At 44.7% G+C, this 14,065-nt stretch carries 10 protein-coding genes; 3 read left to right on the forward strand and 7 right to left on the reverse strand.

The window, feature by feature from the left end:
* Window positions 1–99: 99 nt before the first annotated feature.
* The 7 genes from hsdR to ACFOMG_RS03105 form a co-directional block, all read right to left on the reverse strand.
* Window positions 100–2,598, reverse strand: a complete 2,499-nt coding sequence (hsdR, locus tag ACFOMG_RS03075; RefSeq protein WP_376864740.1) for an EcoAI/FtnUII family type I restriction enzme subunit R — start codon at window positions 2,596–2,598, stop codon at window positions 100–102.
* Between the two features lie 335 nt (window positions 2,599–2,933).
* Entirely contained in the window at window positions 2,934–3,347 is a 414-nt protein-coding gene (locus ACFOMG_RS03080; RefSeq protein WP_376864741.1) for a hypothetical protein, read from the reverse strand.
* Between the two features lie 79 nt (window positions 3,348–3,426).
* On the reverse strand, window positions 3,427–3,726 hold the full coding sequence (locus tag ACFOMG_RS03085) for a winged helix domain-containing protein (protein ID WP_376864742.1): 300 nt from the start codon (window positions 3,724–3,726) through the stop codon (window positions 3,427–3,429).
* Window positions 3,723–3,947, reverse strand: coding sequence for a helix-turn-helix transcriptional regulator (locus ACFOMG_RS03090; protein WP_376864743.1), 225 nt, complete (start codon window positions 3,945–3,947; stop codon window positions 3,723–3,725). Before ACFOMG_RS03090 ends, ACFOMG_RS03085 begins: the two co-directional genes overlap by 4 nt.
* Before the next feature lie 57 nt (window positions 3,948–4,004).
* Window positions 4,005–4,529 (reverse strand): hypothetical protein, encoded by a 525-nt coding sequence (locus ACFOMG_RS03095; protein ID WP_376864744.1) that lies wholly within the window; start codon window positions 4,527–4,529, stop codon window positions 4,005–4,007.
* A 24-nt stretch (window positions 4,530–4,553) separates the two neighbouring features.
* Window positions 4,554–5,717 carry a tyrosine-type recombinase/integrase gene (locus ACFOMG_RS03100; RefSeq protein ID WP_376864745.1) on the reverse strand — a complete coding sequence of 388 codons (1,164 nt, stop codon included), beginning with the start codon at window positions 5,715–5,717 and terminating at the stop codon, window positions 4,554–4,556.
* A gap of 290 nt (window positions 5,718–6,007) precedes the next feature.
* Window positions 6,008–6,481, reverse strand: coding sequence for a lecithin retinol acyltransferase family protein (locus ACFOMG_RS03105; protein ID WP_376864746.1), 474 nt, complete (start codon window positions 6,479–6,481; stop codon window positions 6,008–6,010).
* A 98-nt stretch (window positions 6,482–6,579) separates the two neighbouring features.
* Between ACFOMG_RS03105 and ACFOMG_RS03110 the strand changes: the two genes are divergently transcribed.
* From ACFOMG_RS03110 to ACFOMG_RS03120, 3 genes are read left to right on the forward strand one after another with little or no spacing between them, the layout of a single operon-like run.
* Entirely contained in the window at window positions 6,580–6,960 is a 381-nt protein-coding gene (locus ACFOMG_RS03110; RefSeq protein WP_376864747.1) for a helix-turn-helix domain-containing protein, read from the forward strand.
* A 17-nt stretch (window positions 6,961–6,977) separates the two neighbouring features.
* Window positions 6,978–13,310 carry a hypothetical protein gene (locus ACFOMG_RS03115; protein ID WP_376864748.1) on the forward strand — a complete coding sequence of 2,111 codons (6,333 nt, stop codon included), beginning with the start codon at window positions 6,978–6,980 and terminating at the stop codon, window positions 13,308–13,310.
* Between the two features lie 31 nt (window positions 13,311–13,341).
* A complete protein-coding gene (locus tag ACFOMG_RS03120) occupies window positions 13,342–13,917 on the forward strand; it encodes a hypothetical protein (RefSeq protein WP_376864749.1) in 576 nt (191 codons plus the stop codon).
* Window positions 13,918–14,065 lie beyond the last annotated feature (148 nt).

A 14,065-nucleotide genomic window follows, 5' to 3' on the forward strand; every position in this document is an offset into this window, starting at 1 on the left:
CGCGGGCATGGCCCGCTCCTACGTGTTATCTGTTGTGTTTTTGTTCGCGGGCATGGCCGCACCTACGTTATGCCAGGGTGGTGGCAGAAAGCCGGTAGTTTAACCGGCTTCGTCGTTGTAGAGGGTATTTTCCAGTTCACGCAGTGCTTGTTCGTAGCCACTTTTGTCGCCGAAGGCGTTGATCAGCTCCATGCCGGTTCCCAGTTTGTCGAATGGGGGAAGCTGCAGAATCTTGATGTCTTCGATGCTCTGTACGCCGGTGTCGGCGTATTTATCAAGCAGGGTGTCGAGTACGGTTTGCGCCTGCTTACTGTAGCGGTCGAAGATGTTACGCCGGCGTTTGGCTTGTACGGCGCGCTGCTTGCGGGTGAGGGCTGGCTGGTCGTATACGATGTGGGTAATCACATCGAAGGGGTCGGGTTCGTCGCCGAGTTTGCCTTTAAGGTCGTCGATCAGGTCGTCCCAGGAAACGCCCTGGGCGGTCAGTTCGTCGATAACCGCTTGTTTGCGTTCGGCTTCGTTCCAGCGTTTGAGGAAATCGCTGAGGGTGGCGTAATGGCCCTGCACCGACTTGCGGGTGAAGTCGGTGAGGTTTTCGGTAATGAGTTTGCCATCGCTGTCGAGATGCTGAATGCGCTGGTCGATGATGCTGAACTCGACGTCGCCAATGCGGAATTTTTTCTTCGGCTCGCGTGGCTCGTCACCGGGTTCCCAGGGGCCTGTTCCGGTATCTGCGCCACTATTGCCCGATGAGGTGCCGTATTCGCCTTCCGGTTCTTTGATGCCGGTTGGCTGTTCAGTACCGTTTTCGTTTGTCGGGTCGGGCGGCAGAATATCGTCGTTATCACTGGGGACGTATATCTGTTCGGGGTCGCCGTCGAATTTTTCATCGGCGAACAGTTCCGTCGCTTTCTTAAAATCGAGAATGGTAAACCACTGCTTGCCGTAGGCTTCGTCGATACGGGTGCCGCGGCCAATAATCTGTTTAAACTCGGTCATCGACTGTATGCGCTGGTCGAGCACTACCAGTTTGCAGGTTTTGGCATCGACGCCGGTGGTCATCAACTTACTGGTACAGGCTATAACCGGATAGGGTTCTTCCGGATCGATAAAGTGGTCGAGTTCGGCTTTGCCTTCTTTGTCGTCGCCGGTGATGCGCATAACGTACTTACGGTTTTTGGCGACCTGCTCCGGGTTCAGGTTAACCAGTAGCTGGCGCATACGCTCTGCGTGGTCGATGTTTTCGCAGAAGACGATGGTTTTCTGCATAGGGTCGGTTTTTCGCATGTATTCGGTGATGGTCTGGGCAACCAGCAGGGTACGCTGGTCCATAACGATATTTTTATCGAAATCGCGCTGGTTGTAGATGCGGTCGTCGATCAGCTGGCCGCTTTTGTCTTTCTGCCCTTTGTTCGGACGCCAGCCCTGCAGGTCTTTATCGAAATCGACACGAATAACTTTGTAGGGGGCCAGGTAACCGTCGTCGATGCCCTGTTTCAGTGAGTAGGTGTAAACGGGTTCTCCAAAGTAGTGGATGTTGGATACTTCTTTGGTTTCTTTGGGCGTGGCGGTGAGGCCGATGTGGGTGGCGCTGTCAAAGTATTCGAGAATTGCCCGCCATGCTGAGTCTTCTGCGGCACTGCCGCGATGGCACTCGTCGATCACAATCAGATCGAAGAAATCGGGTGAGAACTGTTTGTAGACGTTGCGTTCTTCTTCGGTGCCACTCAGGGCCTGATACAGACCGAGGTAGATTTCATAGGAGGTGTCTACCTTGTTGACCCGGTCTTTGTCTTTTTTAACGGCGAGTTCGATATCCAGCTTTTTGCCGTTGCGTTCCATACCGCCACCTCGTGGCGATAGCTTGGCCATGGCGCCAGCGAAGGGTTTGAAGTCGTTGTTCATGGTCTGGTCGACCAGAATGTTGCGGTCGGCCAGGAACAGAATGCGTTTCTTCTGTTTCGACTTCCACAAACGCCAGATTATCTGAAAAGCGGTGTAGGTTTTGCCGGTACCGGTGGCCATAACCAGCAGAATACGGTCTTGCCCTTTGGCGACGGCTTCAATGGTGCGGTTAATGGCCACCATCTGGTAATAGCGCGGCGTTCTGTCGTTGGCGGCTTCGTGATAGGGCTGGCTCATGGCGGCCTGACCATCCGGGATATCTTTCCAGCGGCAATAGGCTGCCCACAGGGTATCGGGGCCTGGTAATTCGCTCAGAGCAATTTCGGTTTCTACTTGTGGGTAGATCAGCCCGTGCGGGTCACGGAACAGGAAGCTATCGCCATTACTGCTGATGGCGAAGGGCACGTCCAGCTTTTCGGCATAATCCATCGCTTGCTGCATACCGTCACCAACGCGGTGCTTGTTGTCTTTGGCTTCGATAACGGCAATGGGCTTGGCTTTCTGGTAGCAGAGAACATAGTCGGCCCGGCGTGGGGCCTGGCGGCTGTGCATTCGGCCACGCACGACGATACGGCCATCGCTGACAGAAAATTCTTCATAGACCTGGGTCTGGATATCCCAGCCAGCGCTGATAATGGCAGGTGTGATGTACTTGGTGCGGATATCCGTTTCGGTCAGGCTGCGCTTATCCATGCTGATGGGGTCAACTCCGGTCGCTGAGAATTTAGTTAGCAGGAGTGTACTGGAGTTTGCCGGTGCGCTGAAGCCTCTGGGCGGGTTGCGCCAGGGGGTGTAAGAATTTTTGACAGGTGGCTGGCCTCCCCAACGGCACCGTATGCGTTCTGTTCGCCAGAACGGGCGGTGCCCCTTGGTAATCTATAAAGGAGTACGCATAGCGGGTAATGCGAGAGTAAAAAGCCGCCGGACTGGTACGCATAGCGGGTAGTTCAGCATCTTGCTGGTGGAGTGGCCGGTTGTATTGGCCCACATAGCGGGTAGTTTGGTACGCATAGCGGGCAGCGAATTTTTTAGTGTTGGTCTGGTTCTCGGTAAAAACGATACAGTCCACTGGGGGCCTGCGTTTCTTTTACGTCCAGTTTTCCTTTGCATTCATCAATGGCTCGCCATGTTACGGCATACAGTGAACAGCGGTTTTTACCGCCCTGGCGGGTTTGCTCAATCATGCCGACTTCCTGCAGTTTCTTCAGCGAGCTGTTCAGGGTTCCTTTTGAGTTCCAACCTTTGTGCTGCAGCTGTGACCAGACGGCATTCAGGTCGCCGTTGTTAAAGCCGGTGAACTGCACGGCAATATCAATCAGGAGTTTTACATCCCAGCCATCCAATGCGCGATATGCCTCACTGCCGAGTACGCTGTGGGGAATATTCAGAAAGGGCGCATTGCCTTTGCGCCCGTTGGCTTTCGCTCTGCGGTCTTTTGCCATGGTTGGCAGCCTGACGGGTGAGGGTGGAAAACAGGCTGCGGGTTGTTTGCCGGCAGCCGGAAGGTCAGTTCCATGACGGTTAATGCGGCAGTAAAAAATTCGGGTCGTTGGCGGCCTTCATCAGAAACTCCACGTTTTCGCGCATTCGTGGCGTCAGCGTGTTCAGCACTGTGCTCTGGTCGATCACATGGTAGCGGGCATGAGTGCCTCCCACGTGGGGTTCATCCACGGTTTTTATGGCTGCGCCCGCGTTGCGCAGTTCATGTATGACGGTGGACAGACGAGCGTGCTGGTAGTTGTTGATGGCCTGCCAGCTGGAAATATGCCCCGCCGCCAGCAGATGGGCGATTACGTATTCTTTTTTGCTGAATGACTTCATGCTGCACCTCCCTGCCTACGGGAAGCGTTGATGCGGCTTTCGATCCAATCATTGATTTCGCTTTCAACCCAGGCAGACGCTCGGGCCCCGAGTTTTACGGATGCAGGGAAGGTACCTTCCTGAATCATGGCGTGGGCCTGAGAACGGCAGATGCCGACGCGGGGCTGGACGTCTTTCCAGCGCAACAGGCGTGATTGTTGAGTATGGCTGATATTGGTCATTGGTTGCCTCCTGTGGGCGTTGTTGGTGACCAAAACAGCTTCATCTGTGAGTTGGTATTAATGTAGGGGAATAAAAATTTCCTTTTTCCCGTTGCTTTTTTGTACGACCCAGCGTTCGTAGTAACGCCTTACTGTATCGGGGAATTTATTGAGTGATTTTGCTACTACTTCGTAAGCTTTGGATTTGTTTGTCGTATTCTTTAGTTCAAACTTTACCATGCCAATAATTTGCAAAATTTTTTGCTCCGTCATGGAGTTAGGTCTGCCGGATATTTTTTGTTCCATACCAAGACTCTGCAAAGCCAGATTCTCTGAAAAGGCTTCACTAAATAGGCGCTCTAGCAGCTCGCCAAATAGGCCAATGTTTCCAGTAGTAAGCTTGTCTTTAAGGAAAGCGACGAAGCAGTACCAATCGAAAGGTGTCAGACGGGTGGTGTCTAGCGTGGAATTAATTTGACAATATTTCTCGTAAGCAGCATCTATCATCGTTGCTGCGTCATCATAGTCATCCCAATAGAATCCAATGATGTATAGCAGTTTCTTTGTATGGCCTTCAGGCGGCAATGATTTCCAGTCCAGCATTCTCAGAGTCCATTCATGTTGCTGTTATAGATTATCCGCCCACCACTGAAGCATTTCCGTTCGTTCTTCCAGATAGTCCGCCCGGTTGTAGGCTTTACGTATCTGATTGCGCTCTTCGTGGGCCAGTTGTTTTTCGATCACATCCGGCCTGAATCCGGCTTCATTCAATACGGTTGAAGCGGTGGAGCGTAATCCGTGAGTGGTGGTGTGCTCTTTGAAGCCTGTGCGTTTAAGCAGCACCAAAAAGGCATTTTCAGACAAAGGCTTCTCAATGGTATTGGGGCTTCGCAAAAGCCATTCAGTGTGGCCCGTGTGTTGTTTAAGCTCTGTCAGTACATCAATGGCTTGACGGCTTAAGGGTATCAGGTGGTCTGTCTTCATTTTCATACGCTCTGCCGGAATTAGCCAAAGCTGCTTTTCAAAGTCGATTTCACTCCAGCGACCAAAGCGTACTTCACCGGTTCGGGTCATGGTCAGTATTAGCAGCTTAAGTCCTAGCTTTACTACCGGGTGGCCTCCGTATGCGTCGATACTGGTCAAGAAACTCCCCATCATTGCGAATGGTAAGGCACGCTGATGGTTGACGGCTGGTACGGCTTTTAGCGCTGGAGTGATACCTGTTACCGGGTTGTTTTCGACGAGTCCTTCAGCAATGGCAAATGCAAAGATACCTTGAAGGTAATTTTTTACTTTGCGGGTGGTTTCACCAATGCCTTCGTTTTCCATTAAGCGCAGTACAGTCAATACGTCGGCGCTGGTAATCTGGTGAATGGGTTTGTCGCTAAGGTAGGGCATTAAGCGCCGGTCAATCATCTGGCGAACTTTGAGCGCGTAGCGCGGTGTCCATCTGGGGGTATTGAGTTCGTGCCAGCGGTAAGCCAACACCCCAAAAAGATTCTGAGCCTGAATACGTTGTAGGCGCTTGGCTTCCATGCGTTCGTCGGTGGGATCAATGCCTTTGCGAATCTTAGATTTGGCAATGTCGCGTTCTTGTCTGGCTTCCTTTAACGAATAATCGGGGTATTGGCCGATGGTATAGGCTTTCTCCTTGCCATCTAGGCGGTATTTTACCCGCCACGATTTGATCCCTGTTTTGCTAACCATCAAATACAAGCCGCCAGCATCAGATAGCTTATATCCCTTATCCTTGGGCTTTGCGGCTTTGATAGCGGCAACGGTCAATGACATTGGTTGTTCTCCTTGTGGGGGTATTGGAGCTACCCGAACACGATACCCCCTGTGCAATACCCCTAACTAGGAGCGGTTGTCCATAGACGTTGCTGGTCGCCTGAGAATATGAATGTCAGTATTAATGCGGCTTTGGGGGTGGTTTAGAGGTTGTTTCATGTGCGGTAAAGCAGGAAGTGAGCAAATTTCTAGATAACTTGAGCTGATTGTTCCGTATATAGAAGTAATGGTTGTTAATGAACCTCTATTGGATCTAACAATAAGAGTCAATAATGGCGCCTCAGCTTTTCCTAACCAGTGAACTCTAATCTGTATGTAAAGCTATATGGCCTCGACAGATTACTCAGTAGACAACCGGCTATGCCTCCTCCTAGAAGAAAAAGAAGCCAATTACCGCTTTTAGTATAGCTACCAGCTACTCCTCCTAATATCGCACCAATTAAAGTAGCTTGCAGCTGAGGACTATACTTCCTACCCTGAATTAGCATATATGCAATATGTTCACAGTTATTACCGACTACTTCGTACCGATGATCATTGTTCAAGATACGCTCCAACCTCTTGGTCAATAATGAGTGATCATCTACATGGCTACGAATTACCTTGACTGGTTTCCCTTCGGAATACTGATCAACAGAGATTAGTTCAACATTGTTCTGAGGGCTGTTATGCAAAACTTGCCCATTGCCCAGGTAAACCCCTGCATGCTGAATAATGCCTTTGCTTCTATATAGCAAATCACCGGATTTCAGATTATTATTCATTTACAAACTTCCTATTCATTTACGTTTTACGCAAATATACATTAAACGTAAATAGTTGCAAACTTGCTTTGTCCTAAATAGTATAAATTTGGTGATTTATGAATGCTGAACAAACGTCCTATTCTGCTGTTTTGGGTGTTGTCTTGAGCAACCTCCGTAAAGAGCGCCGTATTGAACAAGGCGAAATGGCGGCAAGAATGGGGCTTTCTCAAGCAAGCTATAGTCGTCTTGAAAGTGGAAAATCAGCTTTTTCTATCGATCAGATGTATCAGGCTGCCTCTGCACTAGGAATAGATGAGAGTGAAATTACAACTCGTCTAAATTCCACAGTTATCCAGCTAAATGCCAATGGAGTACGCGTCGTCCCTCAGTTAAGGGGAAACACCACACAAGCGAAACAGGAAAGCTCTGATGTCGGAAATTTTATCGCTGGAGCAGCGTTAGGTGGATTACTAATTGGACTACTGAGCCGGAAATAACACAGACAGGATGTCAAATGGCAAGCAAAAGCAATAACAGAAAGACAGATTCATCGGAGCTAGTTCGCTACTCCAGAGCAGGAGACACCTTTCACTATCGCTGGGCTGCGAGACGCTGTTTACGTCTGCTTGATTTCAATTCAGACCTAACCCACATCACTATTGAGGGCTCTAAAGAAGCAAAACTCGGCGGCGAATATGTCATTGATACAGCTGAATACAGCTCGGACAATGGTAAAGGATCATCAGTCGCTTATTTTCAACTAAAACATTCAACTACACGCTGCAATGAAAACTTCACTCTTAGCGGCCTGAAAGAAACTATTATCGGATTTTCTAACAGATATAAAGATCTCCAAGAAAAAAACCATAGTTTTACATCTATCCAATTCCTAATAATAACTAACCGACCAATAAGCCCTAGATTTAAAGAGTCTATTAACAAGTTAGCAAGGGGTGAATCCGGTGGAAAAAGCTTCGACGATACGATAAAGGCTTACTCAAAACTTACGGGAAAGAAGTTACAAGAGTTTTGCGGTCTCCTAAAGTTAGTTGACGGTGAAGGTAATTATGATGCACAAAAACATGCTTTACACCGAGAAATAGCCAATTTGGCCTGTGATAGCAGTGATGTTAGTCAAATGCTAAAGCTTGTCGAACTAGTACGCGAGAGAATAGAGCCTGGAGCCAAAAAACAAGAAATTGACAGAAATGACGTTCTAGAGCAATTTGGTCTAACGTCTGAAAAAGACTTGTTCCCAGCCCCCCCCTTATTTGAAAAGCTACCTTCAATTATTGAGCGTGAACAGTATGATAGCCTTTATAAAGAAATAGTAGATTCTACATCTCCATTTACGATCCTATCTGCTGTAGGTGGCACCGGTAAATCAATAACATGTAATCATTTAGTTGATAGGTTTGTTAATGGTTCCCTAGCTATTGCTTATGATTGTTTTGGCAATGGCGGATATAGAAGATTAAGTGGACATAGGCATCGCACATATGATGCTTATATACAGGTTGCAAATGAACTTGCTCAAAAGGGATTGTGCGAACCCATAATTCCAAGTAGCAGGAATCACGATGACAGGCTTACAAAGTTATTCCTATCGCGATTATCTCAGTCTATCGAAAAACTAAAAGAGAGAAACGAGAATGCTCTGTTAATTATTTTATTTGATGCTGTTGATAATGCAGAAATGGCCGCTACAGAGTTTGGGGACAGGTGCTTTGCCAGTCACCTATTGAAAGAAAACATTCCAGACGGATGCCGAGTCGTTTACCTCTCTCGTCCTGAACGGATAAAATTATTTTCCCCATCAGAAAAAATTCCACAAATTGAAATAAAGCCATTTAGTGATAATGAGACTCTATTCCATCTTAAAACAAAGTACCCAGAAGCCACTCTTGAAAATGCTGTTGAATATCGACGACTAACTAATGGAAACCCCCGGGTTCAGGCTAATGCACTAGCATTGAATAAGAACTCGGTCGACGACTTATTAACTCATTTTAGCGCTAGGGAGAAAACGGTAAATGACCTAATTGAAGACCAGCTTAATAATGCTTTGACAACAATAAAGGAGCAATACCCTAATAGCTTCAGAACTCATGTCGAAGATATCTGTACAGGTCTTGCGACACTACCACCATTTGTACCGGTTGAAGTACTTGCAGCAGCTGCTGAAGTTAGTGTTTCGGCCGTGAAAAGCTTTATCTCTGACCTAGGTCGGCCTCTTTGGTTAACGGATAACTATGTACAATTTAGGGATGAACCAACTGAAAGCTGGTTCGTCTCAACATTCAGCGCTAAGAAAAGGCAGATAAAGGCTTATATTTCTAGATTGAAGCCTTTAGCTGGCAAATTCTCCTATGTTGCCGAAGCCTTGCCATCTCTTTTACTAAAAGCAGGGCAATACAAAGAGATTATTCGTCTTGCTTTGTCGGAAGATATGTTACCGACTGACAACCCAGTTGAATCGAGAAGCATCCAGGTTTACCGATTACAATTTGCATTCAAGGCAGCTCTAAAGAATAAGAAGTATTTAGATGCCTGTAAGCTTGCGCTACGTGCGGGAGAAGAAGTTTCAGGAACGGATCGGCAAATAGAGCTATTAACTAAAAATATTGATCTCGCTACTCAGTATTTATCTCCACAGCGCATCATGGATCTAGCTCATCAGCGTGAAATGAGCGGTGAATGGAATGGCTCAGAAACCCTATATTCATCAGCACTATTAGCACCAATGCCAGAATGTGAGGGTGAGGCGCGTAGTTATTTAAGGTCAGGTTGGCATTGGTTAACACGTTATATTGAAGATAGAGATAGTAGAGATGAACGATCCCACTATAGAGATAGTATTAAAGACATCGACATATTAGTCATGTTTTATAGCTGCTTCTACCTTGATGGTTATAAAGCAGCGATTGATTTTATCTTACGCTGTAAACCACCTGAGCTGATTTTCAGAATAGTATCTGATTTTTCTTCAAGGATGGTAGATAAAGCTGAATATGAAGTATTAGAGCTAATGGCTCATTATGGTAAAAATTGCCCTCCACTGGTTCTTGCGATAACACATGAATTACTTAAGATTGGCCGTATACCAGACAAAAAGTGCATTACTCGAGCACTAAATAAAATTGTAGGGCCTGGAAAGTGGCTTATTAAGCCGAAAGGTGGATTCGATAATCACAACATTAGCACTTCTGCTTATCTGTCATTGCTCGAAGCCTCGATAATCCATAAGCTCCCTCTGAAAAATATCAAGCGAGCACTAAATTACTATATTGATGGGCCTAGAGCATATTCTATAAATTCTGATTGGGATGGCAGTAGTAGAAGTTGTTTTATGAGGTCTATATCAATTAGAGCCTGTATAAATAATTCTTTTGATTTTTCAGTCGAATCTGTCATTCCAAAGTCATGGTACTTAGACAGCAATGATTATCATGATAGAGAGGAAGTTAAGGGGGCTAAAGAAGCTATTTCTATATTGCTACCTTGGTATTTGATTCGGGCAAGGCTTTTATCTGGAAATAGAATATCTATAGAAGATTGGCATCAAAAAGCTAAGGAGGGGTCGTCCCGATTATTGAGAAGTCGATATAAAACATATGACCCGCTACCGTTTGAGATTACAACAGCCAGGTTCTTCAATCTGGCAATTTCACAAACAAATGTTGATAAAGAACTAGATGATATTGCTAGTGGTATTAATGATAACAGCATTAGTTTTCGCTATCCAGATAAAGTTAACGCCCTAAGAATAGCGAATCGGCAGATTAGACTCACTAGGATTAGCGATATTTTAGAAGAGTCATGCTATAAGACTGCAAAGATAGTTGATGAAGAAGAATCTCCTATAGATCATGCAAATAATTTCATTAATCTGTCTAGGGCCGTTTTATCTATAAGTAAAGCCGATGCAGAAATTTATTTTGAAGAAGCAATAGCAGCAGTCTCTCGATTTGGTGATGAAGCCTATGAAAGGTGGATGGCGGTGAATTCAATAGCCAAACGATCGGCCGAAAAGTTAACAAATCGTAGTAAACATGCATATCGTTATATGCGTTGTGCAGAGCTTATAGGTGACACAATCGGTAGAGAAAAGAAATGGGATAGAGATGGTGCTATGGAAACGTGCTTTCATCTTTCCCCAGAATCGGCCTTCGCAATTGCTAGCAGATGGAAAGATAGGGATGTTGGACGTTCAGGTCGAATGCTTGCGTCCTTACTTCAAACCGCTGTTGTAGAAAATGCCATTTCTCCTTCTGCAGCTTGGTCACTATCAGTACTTCCTTTTGATTATGATCTCTCCATATTCGCTGAACAATGTATTGAAAGAGAATATGATGAAAGCAGGCGGAAAATCATCTTCGATTCTCTAATATCCGATTTTAGAAAGAAGGGGATTACTGGTAAGCCTTGGAAGAAAATGAGTGAAATCTCTGAGAAATATGGACTATTTAATGAAGTATTAAATGATCTAGCTATTTTGATGAGAGAAAAGTCAGAGGGAGGATCTGAAACTGGTCGTAATTTTCTTATTAAAGAACCCAAAGAAAGCGACCACCAAATTGGTCTGTACGATGATATCAATATTTTATCTGATGAAGGATTGCAAGAAGTTCTAGAGCGCTTTGAGTCGTTGGATTTTCCTAAAGATGTAGACGCTCCATGGAAATATGCAGCCAGTAAGCTAACAGCAGGAAATGCTACAAAATTTCTTTTCCTACTCGCAAATTCTGAATTTCTTAATGCCTATCATATTCAAAACGCTATAAATTGGATTCCTGATAGGTTAAAACGAAAACCCAGCGTCATTAAAATTTGGCCGGATATCATAAAAATTATAGCTAAACGTTTTCCAGAAGAATTCACTCGCTGGTATAGCCGGGATAGAATACTCGGAGAAATAGGATCTGACGTTACTACAGTAAATGCTATACGAGAAGGGGTTCTCGAAGGTCTATCGGAGTCCAATGGACTAGAATCTGCCAGTACATTTTTTGGATTTGTAGATTACTACGTTAACTCTCTTTCATCCTCTGATGCAGCAAAACTTTTAGATTATGCACTGACGAGATTTGAATTACATATCAATGATGGGTATTCAGATGGGAATTGGTCTTCTAGTTTAGAGCCACCGGAAAATATTGTTCAGTCATTTACTGGATATCTTTGGGCAGCACTTGGTTCCCCTCGAGCTTCAGAACACTGGTGCGCAATGCACGCAGTAAGGCGTTTATATCAACTGCGCTGCGAGGAGGAGTTAGATGCACTGCTTGAATGGATGATCTCTGATAGCGCAGGGTCTTTCATCTATAAAGGCTATCCATTTTATAACATGCATGCTAAGCAGCATCTCTTAATGGCTTTAGCGCGTTGTGCTATTGAAGATCCATCCGTTATTGTAGGAAAGCATAAAATATTCTCAAATATTGCACTAAATGAACAGCATATCTTGATCCAAAAGTACGCTGCAGATATTGCTCGATCAATAGCCAAAATCTTCCCTAGCGCTCATACGGAAAAAGTTCTTGTTCAGTTAGAAGAAATCGAAAAATCACCTTTCCAGATTGAATATTCGGATAACTACAATGAAAAACGTGATACCCCGTGGCACAAAGATAAGAGTATCGCTCTAGATACAGGTTTATATTTTGCTCACGATTTTGATCGATACTGGTTTGAACCACTTGGTGAGGTTTTCAAAGTACCAGGATCGCAAGTTGAAGACTTAGCAGCCGATGTAATTATGAACGACTGGAAGCTACCAGTCTCTGAGCGCTTTATTCGTGATCCACGCCAAGATATTTGGAATTCTTACCGGGATCAGAGCACATACCACAGTCACTCTGGTTATCCAAAAACGGCAACATATAGTTTCTATCTTTCGTATCATTCTATGATGGTGGCTGCGGCAAAATTATTGAATGCAATGCCTACTTTCCATTCTAGAGATTGGCATGAAAATCAATGGGAAGATTGGCTACATAGACACCTGTTAACAAGAAAAGATCAGTATTGGCTATCTGATACAAGAGGTTTTATACCCGCACATCGTAGAGCCTGGACAGACGATAAAACAGATAAAGACTGGCGCTGGCAAGTTTTACCTAGGGATTTCTTAGAAGTTCTCTTGCTTCAAAGAGAAAAAGATACCTGGCTTAACGTAGCTGGGTCGTGGGATGAATATTACAATGGCCACAATGAACATATATCTGTCTCTAGCAGGCTAGTTCCGAGTTGGGCATCTAGCTCACTGCAGAGAGCTATGACTCAATACCGATCTCACTGGCCTGGTACAAGTAGCTTAGATGCATTTAGTGGACAAGAAGAGAATGATAATTGTAATGGAAATCCGTTTAGATTGAGTTGTTGGTATAGTAATGCTTATCAAGACAACGGAGTTGATGAACTGGATCCCTATGCAGGTTGCATTGGATATCCTCCGTGCACAATCCATCAAGATGTTATGAGCCAACTTGATATATATTCAGACAATGAATCATGCCAATGGATTGATTCAAATGGGGCTGTCATTGCGCATGGTCAGATTTGGAGTGAAGACAAGCCTTTGCGAGAAGACGAGGAGTATTGTTGTAGAGGCAACCGATTACAGGCCTCATTAAGCTTCTTAAAAAAAATGTGTAAAAAGTTGGATGTAGATTTAGCAATACAAGTAGATATAAAAAGAGATTTAGTCGGAATACATAGAGATAGGAACGATGATATTGGATATCTCCCCCCATATAGAAAAATTTTTATCCTCTCCAGAAATGGAGTGCTCAAAGACACAAGCACGACTTTTAGGCTTAGGGAACAAGTTAGCGAAGAACTTTGAAGGTGATAATGGAGATGAATTAAGCGAATGGATGTCTCATTATATCGCCGAAAAAATTCTGGAACTAGAAGTGGCTACTGGTGAAGAGAAAAGATCTTTACAAAAATATTGCTTTGAAGCGATATTGCTACTATGGAGTCATCAGGCCTATTTCCCTAGTGGATCTAGACCATTTGAAAACTTTGAACCAGTATTCCGAGCTCTTGATCATATAGACCCAGATAGGCCAGGGTATTCTTATATCAACGAACAACCGGAGGCAAATTCTGATGTCCCTAAAGATATAGACCTATACGTCAAATATATTGTCAATCTTGATGCTACAACAAGAGTGCTGCTTTCATACTTTGTAGAGCTAGCCATAAGTTCTGCAGCTGACCAGAGCACAAAAGATTGGATTAATAGTCTAGGTGTGGAGACTAGATCAGAGGTACCTAAAGTTCTTTTGAGTTTTTATAGGGACAGACGTGAGAAATCGGATAAAGACATAGTTGAAGAAAAGATTGAAAAATTGTCTGATCAAATTCGAAAAATCGACGCTTTTGTAGATGTTAGCAAAGATATTAGATTAGAATTAGCCAGAAAGATCGAAAATCTGAAAGGCTAAACTCCACATAATAATTACTAATATAATAGATTTCTAGATAGAAATATGAGCAAATAATTACACTCATGGTGACTTCAGGTTATATCCTATGCAGAGATTTATATTACATTCAAGGTTAGTATTTGAATGACATGGATTATGAAAATCT

Origin of the sequence: Bacterioplanoides pacificum (assembly GCF_042648445.1) — a bacterium.
In the GTDB taxonomy this organism is placed as follows: Bacteria; Pseudomonadota; Gammaproteobacteria; order Pseudomonadales; family Oceanobacteraceae; genus Bacterioplanoides; species Bacterioplanoides pacificum.